The following is a 15,173-nucleotide window of genomic DNA, read 5'->3' as shown; positions in this document are numbered from 1 at the left end:
TGTCTATTAAGTGCCTTTTTTTAGACATTTCGTCTACTTATCCAGCCTGAAATGTCTATTAAGTGCCTTTTCTTAGACATTTCATCAGCTTATTTGGCCTGAAATGTCTATTAAGTGCCTTTTCTTAGACATTTCGTCAGCTTATTTGGCCTGAAGTGTCTATTAAGTGCCTTTTCTTAGACATTTCATCAGCTTATTTGGCCTGAAATGTCTATTAAGTGCCTCTTAGACATTTCGTCAGCTTATCTGGCCTGAAATGTCTATTAAGTGCCTTTTCTTAGACATTTCGTCATCTGATCCAGCTTAAAATGTCAATTAAAAGCTGATCCCTTCTGAACAGCGAAAAAAGAACCCTGTCCTCCCGGAACAGAGTTCATTATTTCTATTATATTAAGACAGACAAAATCCAATACTCATTATAGCATATTGCATTAATGGTGTAACTCGCATTTTTGTCGTTTTATAGAACGATTTCAAACGTTTCCTCAATCTCAATGCTGCCAAGTACAGATTGGACCATTGAGCAATTTTTTCTCGTAAGAGCCATCGCCTTTTCGATTTTCTTTTCATCGAGATCGTTGCCGGCAATGCGGAAATGGACAGTAATCTTGCTTACCCTGTTCGCTTCCTCCTCTACACGTTCTGCATCAGCCTGAATATGGATATCCTGGATGTCCATCCTCATTTTTTCCAGTACCTTGCGAAGGACACCGCCGCTGCACACGGCAACTGATGAAACGAGCAGCTGGTAGGGCCTGAAACCATACTGATCATCACCGGCCACATCAAGCCTGCCAAAACCTGTCTCTGTAAAAAAACCTACATCCGGTTTCATTTTGAATTCCATGTTACTCTCTCCCTTTCCACAACCTCTGATACACCAGTTATATTTGACTATTACCATGAGATTACACTATTTTTTCCATAATTAAAAATAAAAACCGTTGCACATAAAATTTTATATCGTTAACATCTAAAGAGTATTAAGTACTCAGGGAGATTTTATGATATGAATATAAGTATTAAGCTTCGTTTCTGGATTTTGGTCAGCATTGTTGCGATTTCAGGTTTTTCACAGGGAATGCTGCTTCCATTGATTGCAATTATTTTTGAGCAGGATGGCGTGTCATCATCAATGAATGGCTTTCATGCCACAGGCTTGTATTTGGGAATATTGATTGCCTCGCCATTGATGGAGGCCCCGCTTCGTCGATTTGGTTACAAGCCCATCATTCTCATCGGCGGTTTTACCGTAGCCATCTCACTTGCCCTGTTTCCATTATGGAAATCATTCTGGTTCTGGTTTTTGCTGAGGCTGGCGATCGGGATTGGCGATCATATGCTTCATTTTGCGACACAGACTTGGATTACTTCTTTTTCACCTAAAGACCGGATTGGAAGGAATATTTCCCTATACGGATTGTTCTTCGGGCTGGGGTTCGCTGCTGGTCCATTGATGACAGGTTTCGTGAAAATTAACACTACCCTTCCTTTTATTATTTCTTCTGCCATAAGCCTTGCCGCCTGGCTGACCGTCTGGCTGCTGAATAATGAACGTCCCGAACATGATACTGACAACAGTTCATTCTTCGGGACCATGAAAAGGTTTGGAAAAGTATTTAAATACGCCTGGGTCGCATTCCTGCCTCCATTTGGCTACGGATTTTTGGAAGCAAGCCTAAATGGCAACTTCCCTGTCTACGCCATGAGATCTGGCATCGGCGTCGATGCGGTCGCACTCCTGCTTCCGGCATTTGCAATCGGCGGAATCCTTTCCCAGCTTCCGTTAGGCATATTGAGCGATAAACTCGGCCGGAGGAATGTGTTGATCGTCGTCACGCTAGCCGGTTTCATCAGCTTTACCACCGCTGGCTTGCTTGAAAATTCAACAATTGGCCTGCTTATTTGTTTCTTTTTAGCGGGAACGGTGGTAGGTTCCACTTTCTCTCTCGGCATCAGCTATATGGCAGATTTGCTGCCGAAACAGCTGCTGCCGGCAGGTAATTTAATGTGCGGGATATTCTTCAGCTTTGGCAGCATAAGCGGTCCGTTCATTGGCGGACTGGCGATACAGTGGCTGAAAGGCATCAGTTTCTTTTATGTGATCAGCACAATGCTCCTGCTGATTTTCATCGCCCTTGTGGCGGTTCGGCATGATGGTCCAACACAACAGGCAAACTCTGTGTAATTAGAAAAGCGCAAGCGCCTTGTTTAGCCCCGACGAGCGCTGCCCGCCTAAAACGCCACATCGTGTGGCAGTGAAAATTTATACTTTCTTATCTTAAACCCAAAAGCGCAAACATCTTGTTCCTGGTAAACAATGCAAAACAGCCTCCCTATTTCGCAGGGAGGCTGTTTCTTTTTCGGGCCGGCCGGTTGACAAGTACGATACCGACGACTACAAATATTAATCCGGCAATGACAAAATAATGTATTGGTTCAGCAAGCAGGAGCGCTGATAAAATGACGCCGAATACAGGGACCAGGAACAGGTACAAAGACACTTTGCCGACCTGGTTGTACTTCATGACATTGTTCCATAAAATAAAGCCTGCTGCTGATAGGAACGCAAGATATAGGAGCATAAGACCAGACTTAAGGTCGAAATCGAATGGAGCAAGCCCCACTGAAAAAGCTCCGATTGCAATAAGACCAAGGGAGCCCAAAATCATCTGGTAAGCTGTTAAATAAATGACCTCCATCTTTCCGCTTCCCTGTTTGGCAAGGATATTTCCGTAGGCACCGGCCATCATAGCTCCCATTAGTAGGACCTCTCCGATGCCAAAGCTGATTTCATAATCCCCATTAGGCCAGTTCGCGAAGATGACCCCGGTGAATCCGACCATCAGTCCAGCTACCTTCAAACGGCTCATCCTGTCATCGGGGTAAAGGAAATGCGCAAGCAGGATCTGGAAAAATGAAGTTGTTCCGGCAATGATCGAACCCTGGATTCCGGTTGAATAACTGAGTCCGATATAAAACAGGACATATTGTAAAAACGTCTGGAACAGGCCAATTTTCAGAAGAGACTTCGTCGTTTCCGGCCTGAATCTCATATTCCTTTTCAAAAGGAGGAACATGATCAGGATCAGCAGCCCGGCAAGCAGAAAGCGGTATCCTGCGAACAGCATTTGCTCACCCATCTCTTCCGGCCTGATATCAAGGCTGTTATAGCTCAGCTTAATAAACGGAAAGGCACTTCCCCAAAGGAAGGTCGCACCGACTGCCGAAACAGCAATTCCAAGCGGGTGGGTAAAAAAGTCTTTTGTTGTCATTAAACTATCTCCTTAGACAGACGCATTATTCTTTCAAAAAGCATATATTGTATGGTAACATAATAGTGAACACAATATGTATTTTTTGACTTGGATTCTCGCTGTCACCAATTTGGTGGCAGCTTTCGTGTTTTTTAAGGGTATTGATTGTGATTATTAGTATCATTTAGAGATTTAAAAAGGAGGAGAAAAGGATGGCACAGGGAGCAAATGCATTAGCAAAGGAAAACTCGGTTCCAGAAGTTAGCTTTTTTGGAAAGATACAGCCCCATGCGGAACTGATCGCCGCCGGAACCAGCGGAATCCTGATCGTCTTAGGCTGGATTTTAAGCAAGGGAGATTCACAAACGGCAGCTGTCATCGCTTTTATCCTGGCCTATGTAATCGGCGGTTTTGCTAAAGCGAAGGAAGGCATTGAAGCCACAATCGAAGACAAAGAATTGAACGTCGAGATGTTGATGATCTTTGCTGCGATTGGCTCGGCCATCATTGGTTACTGGACAGAAGGCGCGATTTTGATTTTCATTTTTGCGATGAGCGGAGCGCTTGAAACGTATACGATGAACAAAAGCCATAAGGAAATTTCCTCTTTGATGGAGCTGCAGCCGGAGGAAGCATTGAGGGTTACGGATGGCGTTGAGGAAAGAGTGCATGTTGCAGAACTTGAAATTGGCGATTTAATCTTGGTGAAACCAGGTGAAAGAATTCCCTCTGACGGGAAAGTTGCCAGGGGACAGACGACGATTGACCAGGCTGCCATTACCGGGGAATCGATTCCGGTTTCAAAGGATTCCGGCGACGATGTTTTTGCCGGCACGGTCAACCTGACTGGATCACTTACAATCGAAATTACAAAACGAAATGATGAAACATTGTTTCAAAAAATTATTCAGCTTGTCCAGAACGCACAAAGTGAAAAGTCTCCTTCCCAACTGTTCATTGAAAGGTTTGAGGGCACTTACGTAAAAGTTGTTCTGGCAGTGGTTGTGCTAATGATGTTCGTTCCCCATTATTTGCTGGGCTGGAGCTGGACGGAGACGTTTTACCGAGCGATGATCCTGCTTGTCGTCGCTTCACCGTGCGCACTCGTTGCCTCGATCATGCCTGCTACTTTGTCGGCGATCTCAAATGGCGCAAAGCACGGAATTTTGTTTAAAGGCGGCGTCCACCTTGAGAACCTCAGCCATCTTAAAGCCATTGCTTTTGATAAAACAGGAACACTGACGAAGGGCAAGCCGGAAGTGACGGATGTGATTGTAGCTGAGGGAGTGGATCCTGAGGAAGTGCTGCTCAAAGCAGCATCGATTGAGAGCCACTCGAACCACCCTTTGGCCAACGCAATCGTGAAACACTCAAAGGAGAAGCTTGGCAAGGAGCTTGTTCACCCAGAAAGCATCGAGGATGTATCAGGATGGGGCGTGAAGGCTCATTTTGAGAATGAGGATTGGAAAATCGGGAAAGCTGACTTTGTCGGAAAGTACGCTGCTGAAGCATTTTCTGGCGGAGCGGCAGTAAAGCTTGCAGCACAAGGAAAAACGATCGTGTTTATCGAACGGAATGGGCAGCTTGCCGGCCTGATTGCCCTTAAAGATGTTGTCCGTGAAGAAACGAAGCAGGCAATCGACCTGTTGAAGTCAGAAGGCATCTACACCGTCATGCTCACAGGCGACAGCCAAAACACTGGTAAGGCGATCGCTGCCGAAAGCCATGTCGAAGGATATATTGCTGAATGTCTGCCAGAAACAAAGGTAGAGGAATTGAAGAAATTGAAAGAACAATATGGCCAGGTTGCCATGGTCGGAGACGGTATCAACGACGCCCCGGCGCTAGCGACCGCGAATGTAGGAATCGCCATGGGAGAAGGTTCCGATGTCGCCCTGGAAACGGCAGACGTCGTCCTGATGAAAAATGACCTGCCAAAAATTGCCGAAGCCATCAACCTGTCACGCCGGATGAACAAGATCGTCAAACAAAACATCGTTTTTTCAATTCTGGTCATCATGGTGCTGATCGCATCCAACTTCCTGCAGCTGCTAGACCTGCCATACGGCGTCATCGGCCATGAAGGCAGTACGATTCTGGTTATATTAAATAGCTTGAGGCTGTTGAAGTAAATATAACTCTCACCGGGAAAACCCAGTGGGAGTTTTTTTCTTAGAAACGACTATGTATGTAGTGTGCAAGATGATGGACACTTTTTCATTGTTTCTGCCGATTTTTGTCCGTCATGAGTCCGATGACGGACACTTTTTCTCTGGTTCCACCCATTTCTGTCCATCATGAACCCGATGACGGACACTTTTTCATTGTTTCCGCCGATTTCTGTCCGTCATGAACCTGATGACGGACACTTTTTCATTGTTTCCTCCGATTTCTGTCCGTCATGAATCCGATGACGGACACTTTTTCATTGTTTCCTCCGATTTCTGTCCGTCATTTCTCCTCTAATATCTATAAGCATTTCCGCAACAGAAAAGCGCCCACCGAGGGGGCGCTTGTTCATTAGTGATATCCGTTTGATCCGTTTGCTGAACCGGATGTTTTTTGGCTGTGGTTGCTTTTGCCTTTCTGCTTCGTGCTTCCGTCTTTTTTCGTCTTCTTTGCCATCCTGATATTCCCCCTATTATAAGAATAGCGCAAGCGCCTTGTACAGCCCCGACAAGCGTTGCCCCCAATAACGCCACGTCCTGTGGCTGGCGGGTCTAGCACATCGTGTGCCTCAGAGGGCCAACCGGTGAAGTCGCTCTTTGACTTCATTGGGCGGACCGAAACGACTCGAGCTGCTTAAAGCTAACGCTTCTCGCAAGATACTCGAGGAAGCATTCTCGAGATGAATACTGGCTAGGCGCTGGAGCTGGACACCAATCTAAGTTCCAAAAATCGAACTACTTTAAGAAATGAGGAGCAAGCCTCAACAGTATCTTCTGCTAAAACAGCAGACCTTACCTGAGGTAATTTCAGGATAAATAATGGTGTCAGCAGCCTGCTTTCTTATCACTGTAATAGGCATTGATTTCTCCGCCGATGATGATAATGTATGCGGACAAATAGAGCCAGATCATCAGGACGATGATTGCTCCGATACTGCCGTAAGTAGCAGTATAGGAAGCGAAGTTACTGACATAGTAGGAGAAGCCCAACGATACGAGCACCCATCCACCGGTAGCAAAAATCGATCCCGGCACACCACTGATACACGTCAGTTTTTTATTGGGGGCGATCCAATATAGCCCGAGAAAAACTATAAACAAGATCAAGATACTGATCAGCCAGCGGAACATATTCCAAACATAGACGAACTCTTCCTTCAGCCCGAAATTAGCAAAAAGCCAGCTGCCGATTTCTTTGCCGAACACTGGCAGGATCAAAGCGACCAGAAACACGAAGATCATGGCAAATGTCAAAAAGATCGCCATTATTCTGTTTACGATGAACGACCTGGTTTCCTCTACCCGGTACGCACGGTTAAATGCCCTTACAACCGCATTGATTCCGTTCGAGGCTGACCAAATTGTCGCCAATAAACCAAAGCTCAGCAATTTTCCGTCTTTTTTCATGATATCCTCCAGGCTGTTCTTGATCAGATCCATCGAGTCACCTGGCGCATAATCATCAAAAAAACCGAGGATATCCACTTCTGAAATGGGCAAATAAGGGACCAATGTGACCAAAAAGATCAACAGCGGAAACAAGGAGAGCAAAAAGAAATATGCAAGCTGTGCGGCAAGTGCCGGAACATCGTCCTCCTGTATCCTCTGCCACATATGCCTGAAAAATGATATATCAATCATTGTTTCACCTCATTTATGCTTTCCTTGTCCTTCCTTGAGCTTGTCAATCATCATTCTTTTTCATCTATATGCTGCTGTGTTTGCCCTGATGCGGCAATCTTCCTAAGCGTTTCTTTTGTATCTTTGACCAGCTCAGTAACCTGAGGCGGTACATCCTTTATTTCTTCGACCTTCTCAGTGATAAAAGCCACGTCCTCTGTTACTTGTTCCACTGTAGTCCGCACTTTATTCGCTGTTTCCCTTAGGTCTTCAATAAATTCATTTGGATTTTTGACGACATACATAACGCCGCTCGATACCTTACTGAAATCCTCTTTTACAGCCAGCCGGGTCGATTTTTCCAAAAGAGTAACCGCTCCGCCGGCCATCGCACCTAAAACCATGCCCATCCAAAATTTTTTCGAACTGCCCATTTTTTCTCCTCCTAGAGTCTGCCTTTTCGTATTGCAGGTTCTGTTTGCCTGTCTCCTAACTAACATTTTCCACGATTGCCATCACTTCATGCAAGTGTTGTGAAAACTTTTTTAAATATCCAATCGAAATGAGTAATTAAAGTACTCTATAAAATTTTTAAAGTTGTATAATAATTTTTATAGGGAAAAACCCCTTAGCGACAACTATTCACGTATGATTTCACCTGCCCTCCTAAGTTTTACCTAATAGATATCGCTTGACTTACTACTAATTATCAGAATATTCTTGTTGAAGAACATTTTTTGAATATAATTTCTAAGGGGGAGCACTATGACATTTGAAGAATGGGTTGGAAAAATAAGCGGCTGGGTTTGGGGCCCGCCTCTATTGATCCTGCTTGTTGGGACGGGGATCTACCTGACCTTCCGCATTGGCTTCTTGCAAATGAGGCTGCTGCCTTACTCACTCAAGCTGGCATTTACTAAAAAACAGGACAAAAAATCGGAAGGTGATATTTCACATTTCCAGGCATTGATGACTGCACTAGCTGCAACTGTGGGTACTGGTAATATAGCCGGTGTCGCTACAGCGATCTTTACTGGCGGTCCGGGTGCCGTTTTCTGGATGTGGATTACAGCATTTTTCGGAATGGCTACAAAATACGCGGAAGCTGTTTTAGCCGTTAAATACCGGGTCGAGGACAAGGATGGAGAGATGTCCGGCGGACCGATGTATTATCTTGAACGAGGTCTTGGCCAAAAATGGCTTGGTGTTTTATTTGCCTTCTTTGGCGCGATTGCAGCTTTCGGGATTGGCAACCTTGTTCAATCAAATTCCGTTGCGAGCGTCGTCCAATCAACCTTTTCGGTGCCTGCCTGGGTAACTGGTATTGTACTCACTGTCTTCACTGCACTTGCCCTGATTGGCGGGATTAAGAGCATCGGAAAAATCACTGCGCTTTTCGTGCCAGTGATGGCTGCATTTTACCTTCTTGCCGGCCTTGTGGTCATGATCATGAACTTTGACCTTGTTCCAGCGGCCGTTGCACTTATTTTTACAGATGCCTTCACTGGAGAAGCGGTAGCTGGCGGGGCACTTGGAACAGTCATCCGGATGGGTGTTGCCCGCGGTGTCTTCTCGAACGAAGCTGGTCTTGGCTCGGCACCTATTGCGGCTGCCGCAGCTAAGACGGACTTGCCTGGACGACAGGCCCTTGTGTCGATGACCCAGGTATTCATTGATACAATCGTCATCTGTTCGATCACGGGAATTACCATTGTAATGGGCGGGTTGTACACAGGAGATACAACAGCAGCCGACCTTACTTCTGCGACCTTCGGCAAGTTCCTTGGCCAGACCGGATCTGTAATCGTTGCGGTCGGATTGATGTTCTTCGCATCATCGACGATCATCGGCTGGTCTTATTACGGGGAGAAATGCTTCTCCTATCTGTTCAGCAAAAAGGTCGTGTTATACTATCGAATCGCGTTTGTCGCTGCTGTATTCATCGGAGCAATTTCCCAGCTAGAAATTGTATGGGGCATAGCCGATGTCATGAACGGTTTGATGGCCTTCCCGAATCTGATTGGACTTCTCGGATTGTCCGGCGTAGTTGTAGTTGAGACCCGAAATATCCTGAATGCGATTAAAGAAGAAAAGAACCAACCTGACACGTATAGTACCTGATTGCAATCCGGCGTTCGAAAGGCGCCGGATTTGTAATTGACTTTTTTTGACGGACATGGAAAGATGGTTGTACAACCATTGAAAGGATGAACGGAGTGGACTTAACTAAAAATTCCCCTGAAAACGTTGATTTCATGATCGAAAAAATCAAGGAAAAATTGAATGTCATGAACCTCGGCGCTATCAAATCATCACATTTCGACGGCGAGATGTATGAAGAACTGAAGGAAATCTATGATATGATCATGCGAAAAAACACCTTCAGCCCGAATGAAATGCAGGCGATCGCTGAAGAGCTTGGAAACTTAAGAAAGCAGTAATTGGAGCAGGCACTTGTTAAGGTGCCTGTTTTTGTTTTGAGAAAAACGTCAAAACTTTTTTGTTTCCACTGTGCATATATTGTTATACGATTGTATTACTACTTTTGGAAGGGAGTGTGGGACCGTGAAAAAGCTGACCATTTATTCTCTGAGTCTATTCATTTTGCTTTTACTCAGCTACGGTGCTCTTCCTGCCGAAAAACTGAAATTATTCGAGCCTAAATCAAAAGCAATCATCGCCATGGACCAAATGCACGAGGATGGTTCCGGCCCGGGTAAAGAAGACAAACAAGTTGCATTCATCCCACCCGTATTTGTACTTCTTGTTTTAACCAGTTTTTTAAGCAAAACAATATACAGAACAAACAGGATTTCGGCTTTTGCCGCTTTTCTAACTGCAGTCTTTTTCCAGTCGAATTATGTGATCAAGTCTCTTTGATTTTTTCTCTAATAAAATCAAGGAGGAATGATAGTATGTGGTTCCGGTTTCTGATGATTGGTTTCTTTTCTATGACTGCAATGGGCTTCATGTTTTATCAGAGTTTAGAGTTTTATCAAGCGTTTATTGATCTCTTTAAACAGAATAAGTAGAAACAGCAAATTTTGAATAAAATGAAACGGTCCCCAATTATGGGGACCGTTTCATTTATGCTGCCTCCACCCAGTCTTCACTCATCAATTCAGAATAAAAGTTGAGAAACTCCATAAAGAATGGATGGTTGATTTTTGCATCCGCGTTCTCGAGCAATGGTTTCAGGACCGGCTTGATGAATCTTGTCAGCATCTCTGCCTCTATTTCTTCAAGCTGCTGGAGGTATTCCCGATCGCCTTCTTGTTCCGCTTTGATCTCTCCCTGTAAAATCGAACTCATGAACGCTGTCATGCTGCCAAAATGGTCTGGCAGCCGATCTTGCTCGAGCGGGAAGTAAAAGGCTGTTTTTTCATAAAGGCCGATCAGGCAAAGCAATTCATGCCTGCGGGCTTCTTCATCTTCATTATTTTTTGTATAAGAAGAAAAGTAAGGGGAGACAAAATGATCTCCCGGTATGAAAAAGTGATTGTCATACCAGAGCTGCACTTCATCCCGATTGTATAAGGAATGAAATGAGAGCTCCTTCCGCATTCCTTCAGGGACGTCATTCAGGAATGCTTCATAGGTGTCCCAGTCCCCCAGCCAGATGCTTGTCATGATATTCGCAATCGCCAGCTTTCCATATCGTTCTTCCATCATTGTCTCCACCTTCATTTTCAACAAGATTTCAGGGGTGCCCACCAGGCATCCCCCGATGTTGTTTTACACTCTTTCCACTTCCACGAATACGTCCTGCTGTGCCGGTCCGCCGATCAGTAAGTCTGCGAGATAGCCTTCGAAGTAGCTTCCATCCCGGTCTGATAAGGCATTGACTGAGAAGCCCAGTCCACGCGGTTTTGCATAGCCAGATTCTTCATGGAGCGGTTTATTGAATTCATAGCTTGTATGCCCGTATTTGCCGGCTGGCTCGATTGTTTTGCCGTCCACTTTGACTGCCTTAGAGCCATAAGCATCATGGCCAAAGCTAAAGTTCGCTCCGACCACACCCGGCTTGATTCCTGGTGTTACGAGCGCGCGGCCTTTTACTCTTGAGTTATTGGATGAAATGTAGATTTCATCATCAGTCTTGATGCCTTTTTTCTTCGCGTCGATCGGGTTGATCCACAGATAGTTTTCCGGCTTCACTTCACGGAGCCAGGCATTTCCTTCAGTACGGTGCGTTGCCATATTCCTTGATTTCCAGTTGATGAACTGCAGCGGTTTGTTTGGCTTGTAAACTTCGCCGTCGTAAGTCTTGATTGCCTCTGCCACCGGCACGCCTTCAAAGAACTTGCCCGTGTAAGCACTCTTGAAGCCTGCTGCTTTTTCATCGTAAAAATAAACCTGTTTTGCCCACTGATACTTAAGCTTGTTGCCGATATATTCATCGCCTGCTGCCTCAAAGCGTCCGCCGCGATTCAGCACGTAGACAACCTTCTTCCATTCTTCCGGTTTCACAGCACTTTTGAGCTTTTGGATGTCAAAATATTTACCGAGCGCTTTTTGTCTTGCTTTTTCAAAAATCGCCAGCTCTTCAGCGTTTGCGTCCTTGACCGGCTTCTTGCCGTCAAAGGCGATGTTTGCGATGCGTTTCAAGTAGTAGTCTTCAGGTGTGTGTATCGCCGATCCATCAGCCAATGCATTGTTTCCGACACCTGGAAGGCCCAAACCTTTTAGTAAATCGATATAAACTTGCTCCGTTGGCCGTGCGTCAGGTACAACCCTTGTCACCGGCTGGATGACACCTGCGAACTTATGCTTCAGGATCGGGAAGATGTCTTCCGCATTCCAGCTTTCCAGGTACGCAAGATCCGGCAGGATGAAGTCTGCATACTTGGAAGTCTCACCAATGATGACATCTGATGCCACAACCAGTTCAACCACCTTAGGATCCCTGATGAATTTCGCCTGCATTTCCGATCTTGGCGCAGACATGACAGGTGAAGTCCTATTGATGAGCAATGCCCTGATTTTGTATGGATAGCCTTCAGCCGAGCTTGGAAGGACATCATGGATCAGTTTATTGCCGAATGGATACCACGGGCGTTTTGCAGGATAGCCATCTTTTTCAAATAATGATGTTTTTTCATAAGGTACTTTATGCCTTGTGACCGGGATGCCCCAGCCTTTGTTCGCATTCGGTACTGTCGCAAGATCGTATCGTCCTTCGGTTGCTTTGTACTTGGCTCCAAGGACAGTATCGCCGCCCTTCCAGTCGTGGTTGCCGACAAGGTGGTTCAGCATATTGATGGCGCGTACGCTATAGTAGCCATTCGTATGCATCGCCGGTCCGCGGTAGGAATGGATCCCGACCTTTTTGCCATGGGATGTGAATTCACGGGCAATCTGGACAATCTGGTCGACTGGCACATCTGCCTGCTTTGCATATTCTTCGATCGATTTTTCCATGACCCTTTCTTTAAAAATCCGGAAGACAGATTTCACTTTGATGCCATTTATTGTTGTATCAACATCAAGCTCGCCGTTTCTTGCCTTGGCATGTGAAACTGGCTTGCCATTTTCGATGACCACAAACTCCTCGCCGCCGATTCCAAGATCCTGGGCACGGACGAACGGACGCTTCTTTTCGCCGACATTGACAAGGAAAGAGGCATCGCTCCAGGTTGTTTCGCCATCCTCATTCGCTGCTTCCTGGTTCGGGTTGCGAAGGTAAATATCGTCATATCGGTTGTTTTCAATGATCCAGCGGGACATCGCCATCGCTAGCGCACCGTCCCCGCCCGGTTTTACCGGAACCCAGACATGCGCTTTTTCGGCTGTCTTGCTGAAACGCGGATCGATCACGACCATTTTCATGCCGCGGTCAATTGCATTGGTAATTTGCGGAGCAAATGTAGTCGGCCCGCGGTTTGCCACCATCGGGTTTGTACCCCAGACAATGACCATTTCAGCATTATCATAGTCCGGAATCATCCGCTTCTTCGGCTTTTCAGAATCATGCGAGCGGACATTACCCATAACGCTGGTAATACCGCAATAGCCGCCGTGATCATAATAGTTGGCTGTACCAAGGCTGTTGGCTGCGAGACGCTCGATGAATTCACGCCGATGTCCTGCCATGACCGCAATTTGATTTGCTTTCGGGCCAAAGTCCGGGTGATTCGTGTCGATCAGGACATCCTTGTATTTTTTATCAAATTCAGCTTTGGTCATTTCGCCAGCCTTAAATTTTTCCCAGTCGGCCATGACCGCTGCTTCCGGTACGTATTTCCACATTTCTTTTAACCCAGGAGTTCGAAGGTCCTTGCTGCCCTCGAGGATTTCCTTATAAGCCTCTTCCCAGCTGACCGTTTTCCAGACGCCGCTGCCTCTTTCACCAACACGCTTGAGCGGCTTCTGGATCCTGAAAGCATCATAGTTTGTCTGGATGCCGGCCTGCCCTTTCAAGCAGGTTCGTCCGCCGCGGAGTCCGCGCCCCGTTTTAGCGACATCCCCTGTACCTTTCACAGCCTGTGATACTGGAGTGTCGTAGTTGATATGTCCGATTTGCACCATATTGATGGGGCTGTACTGGTTTCCGGCAATCTTGCGGACGATGGAGGAGTATGCCCCGCCTGCCGCTCCGGCTGTAATATAGGTTTTGATCGTACATGTCGCATTACACTGCTGGCATGACGTGAAAATGACATTTTCGGCCGTGTAATCCTGATAATCCGTCCCGGTTCCATGCGGTGAATCGATCCAGACATCGCCCATGACCTGCTTAATTGGCCCGACGAATGCCGGTCCGACGAACGCGACCGCTCCGAGCGTTCCGAGCGCTTTTAAAAACCCACGGCGTTTCATTGGTTTATTTTCCATTATGGCTCACCTCGTCAGAAGTTTCTTCGATTGGCAGCAGCAGCTCGCCGAATGAGTAGATTAATAGCCCCATCGCGACGACGCCGACGCTGACCATCCATTCCTTGATCGTTGGCGCGTAATTGCCCCATGGCAGTTCGTGGAACACAGGCACCACAAGCGGCGGCAGAACAATATTGAAGCGGACGCCGATAATCCCGATAACTATCAGTACCGCGGCTGCAAGAAGCGCATTGACGTTCTGGCTTGTTTTTTTCCAGAAAACAATGGTGATTGGTATGACTGCTCCCATGAGCATTTGCACTATCCAGAACGACCAGGCTTTTTCACTGGCCATCATTGTTGCCAGCGTATCAAGGTGTTCTGCCTCAAGGCCGTACCAGCCAATCAGATATTCATAGAATTGTAGGCCCAGGTCGATGATCAGGAAGCCGACCATCAGTTTTGCCAGTGATACAACCATTCCCTGGTCAATTGGCTGTTTCTGCACCTTTTTCTTAATGATATACATGGCTAAAAGAAGAGCCGTTCCCGAAACCATCGCGGATACGACGAAGATGATTGGGAAAAGGGCTGTATGCCAGGCCGGGCGTGCTTTTACCACAGCGAAAATGGTTCCTGTTCCGCCGTGGACCCCGAGGATCGCAAGCGGAATCCCGATGGTGCCGAGAATTTTCATCCACATATGGTCACGCTTTTTCGTAGCCGCATTGATGGTTGCGTTTTTGAACGTGATCAATTTTGCGACAAAGCCTTTCAATGAGTTCGTTTTTGCAGCGCGGACGAGGTCTTCCCTCATCGCGATGTAAAGCTCAACTGCCAGAAGTCCGATATAGACTAAATAAAAGTGGACTTCCCAGGCAAGCGGTGAAGTAACATTCCAGTAGATGATCGCATTGAGCATGCGCTCCGGACGTCCAAGGTCCATCAGGACGAAGGTCAGTGCGACGATCATACAGACTATCGCGGTAAAGAGCGCCGCCTTACCGACTCTCTCATACTCTTCCATCCCGAAAACGTAGATCAGGGTCGAAAGCAGGAATGAACCCGCACTCAAACCAACAAAGAAGATGTAAAAAGCAATCCATGCTCCCCAGGGAGTGATGCTTGATAGATTCGTAGCCGCCAGCCCGGTGATGAAGCGCTCTACAATAAAGTAACCGCCGATCAAAAAGGCAACAGTTAGGGCTGAAATCCATATTTTAAAAGCTTTTGATACGGTCACATTGATTTTTGATTTTGATGTGCTTTTCTCTTTTAAATCAACAGCAAGATTGGCCATCGCCAGTCCCTC

The 15,173-nt window shown here is 46.4% G+C and carries 12 protein-coding genes; 5 read left to right on the top strand and 7 right to left on the bottom strand.

Features of this window, described 5'->3' with window-relative positions:
• Positions 1 to 460: 460 nt before the first annotated feature.
• The gene (locus J7E35_RS13210; protein ID WP_214780403.1) at positions 461 to 847 is read right to left on the bottom strand and encodes an OsmC family protein; all 387 of its coding nucleotides are present in this window, start codon (positions 845 to 847) and stop codon (positions 461 to 463) included.
• Between the two features lie 162 nt (positions 848 to 1,009).
• Here J7E35_RS13210 and J7E35_RS13205 point away from each other — a divergent pair, with 162 nt between their 5' ends.
• Positions 1,010 to 2,188 (top strand): MFS transporter, encoded by a 1,179-nt coding sequence (locus J7E35_RS13205; protein ID WP_214780401.1) that lies wholly within the window; start codon positions 1,010 to 1,012, stop codon positions 2,186 to 2,188.
• 148 nt (positions 2,189 to 2,336) lie between these two features.
• Here J7E35_RS13205 and J7E35_RS13200 read toward each other — a convergent pair whose 3' ends face one another.
• A complete protein-coding gene (locus J7E35_RS13200) occupies positions 2,337 to 3,275 on the bottom strand; it encodes a DMT family transporter (RefSeq protein WP_214780400.1) in 939 nt (312 codons plus the stop codon).
• 194 nt (positions 3,276 to 3,469) lie between these two features.
• Between J7E35_RS13200 and J7E35_RS13195 the strand changes: the two genes are divergently transcribed.
• Positions 3,470 to 5,389, top strand: a complete 1,920-nt coding sequence (locus J7E35_RS13195; protein WP_214780398.1) for a heavy metal translocating P-type ATPase — start codon at positions 3,470 to 3,472, stop codon at positions 5,387 to 5,389.
• An 861-nt stretch (positions 5,390 to 6,250) separates the two neighbouring features.
• Here J7E35_RS13195 and J7E35_RS13190 read toward each other — a convergent pair.
• Positions 6,251 to 7,066 (bottom strand): YihY/virulence factor BrkB family protein, encoded by an 816-nt coding sequence (locus J7E35_RS13190; protein WP_214780396.1) that lies wholly within the window; start codon positions 7,064 to 7,066, stop codon positions 6,251 to 6,253.
• A gap of 50 nt (positions 7,067 to 7,116) precedes the next feature.
• Positions 7,117 to 7,479 carry a YtxH domain-containing protein gene (locus tag J7E35_RS13185; protein ID WP_214780394.1) on the bottom strand — a complete coding sequence of 121 codons (363 nt, stop codon included), beginning with the start codon at positions 7,477 to 7,479 and terminating at the stop codon, positions 7,117 to 7,119.
• Positions 7,480 to 7,810: 331 nt separating this feature from the next.
• Here J7E35_RS13185 and J7E35_RS13180 point away from each other — a divergent pair, with 331 nt between their 5' ends.
• The 3 genes from J7E35_RS13180 to J7E35_RS13170 all read left to right on the top strand — a co-directional run bounded on the left by J7E35_RS13180 (position 7,811) and on the right by J7E35_RS13170 (position 9,925).
• The gene (locus J7E35_RS13180; RefSeq protein WP_214780392.1) at positions 7,811 to 9,166 is read left to right on the top strand and encodes an alanine/glycine:cation symporter family protein; all 1,356 of its coding nucleotides are present in this window, start codon (positions 7,811 to 7,813) and stop codon (positions 9,164 to 9,166) included.
• A gap of 95 nt (positions 9,167 to 9,261) precedes the next feature.
• Positions 9,262 to 9,486: a DUF1128 domain-containing protein gene (locus tag J7E35_RS13175; protein ID WP_214780390.1), complete on the top strand. Its 225-nt coding sequence runs from the start codon at positions 9,262 to 9,264 to the stop codon at positions 9,484 to 9,486.
• A 124-nt stretch (positions 9,487 to 9,610) separates the two neighbouring features.
• Positions 9,611 to 9,925 carry a hypothetical protein gene (locus tag J7E35_RS13170; RefSeq protein WP_214780388.1) on the top strand — a complete coding sequence of 105 codons (315 nt, stop codon included), beginning with the start codon at positions 9,611 to 9,613 and terminating at the stop codon, positions 9,923 to 9,925.
• 207 nt (positions 9,926 to 10,132) lie between these two features.
• Here the strand turns inward: J7E35_RS13170 and J7E35_RS13165 are convergent, their stop codons facing one another.
• The 3 genes from J7E35_RS13165 to nrfD are packed head-to-tail and all read right to left on the bottom strand — an operon-like array spanning position 10,133 to position 15,161.
• A complete protein-coding gene (locus J7E35_RS13165; protein WP_214780386.1) occupies positions 10,133 to 10,759 on the bottom strand; it encodes a molecular chaperone TorD family protein in 627 nt (208 codons plus the stop codon).
• Between the two features lie 21 nt (positions 10,760 to 10,780).
• Positions 10,781 to 13,879, bottom strand: coding sequence for a molybdopterin-dependent oxidoreductase (locus tag J7E35_RS13160; RefSeq protein ID WP_214780384.1), 3,099 nt, complete (start codon positions 13,877 to 13,879; stop codon positions 10,781 to 10,783).
• Entirely contained in the window at positions 13,869 to 15,161 is a 1,293-nt protein-coding gene (nrfD, locus tag J7E35_RS13155; protein ID WP_214780382.1) for an NrfD/PsrC family molybdoenzyme membrane anchor subunit, read from the bottom strand. The genes J7E35_RS13160 and nrfD overlap by 11 nt, the downstream gene beginning before the upstream one ends.
• Between the last annotated feature and the right edge of the window lie 12 nt (positions 15,162 to 15,173).

Source organism: Bacillus sp. ISL-45 (genome assembly GCF_018613195.1).
Classification (GTDB): domain Bacteria; phylum Bacillota; class Bacilli; order Bacillales; family Cytobacillaceae; genus Mesobacillus.
The sequence above is the reverse complement of the archived record's forward strand: the minus strand, read 5'-3'. Positions and strand labels throughout refer to the sequence as shown.

What these genes read in the sequence shown, in the direction of transcription:
- J7E35_RS13210 (WP_214780403.1), bottom strand. Translation starts at nt 847, where the DNA reads ATGGAATTCAAAATGAAACCGGATGTAGGTTTTTTTACAGAGACAGGT.
- J7E35_RS13205 (WP_214780401.1), top strand. Translation starts at nt 1,010, where the DNA reads ATGAATATAAGTATTAAGCTTCGTTTCTGGATTTTGGTCAGCATTGTT.
- J7E35_RS13200 (WP_214780400.1), bottom strand. Translation starts at nt 3,275, where the DNA reads ATGACAACAAAAGACTTTTTTACCCACCCGCTTGGAATTGCTGTTTCG.
- J7E35_RS13195 (WP_214780398.1), top strand. Translation starts at nt 3,470, where the DNA reads ATGGCACAGGGAGCAAATGCATTAGCAAAGGAAAACTCGGTTCCAGAA.
- J7E35_RS13190 (WP_214780396.1), bottom strand. Translation starts at nt 7,066, where the DNA reads ATGATTGATATATCATTTTTCAGGCATATGTGGCAGAGGATACAGGAG.
- J7E35_RS13185 (WP_214780394.1), bottom strand. Translation starts at nt 7,479, where the DNA reads ATGGGCAGTTCGAAAAAATTTTGGATGGGCATGGTTTTAGGTGCGATG.
- J7E35_RS13180 (WP_214780392.1), top strand. Translation starts at nt 7,811, where the DNA reads ATGACATTTGAAGAATGGGTTGGAAAAATAAGCGGCTGGGTTTGGGGC.
- J7E35_RS13160 (WP_214780384.1), bottom strand. Translation starts at nt 13,879, where the DNA reads ATGGAAAATAAACCAATGAAACGCCGTGGGTTTTTAAAAGCGCTCGGA.
- nrfD (WP_214780382.1), bottom strand. Translation starts at nt 15,161, where the DNA reads ATGGCCAATCTTGCTGTTGATTTAAAAGAGAAAAGCACATCAAAATCA.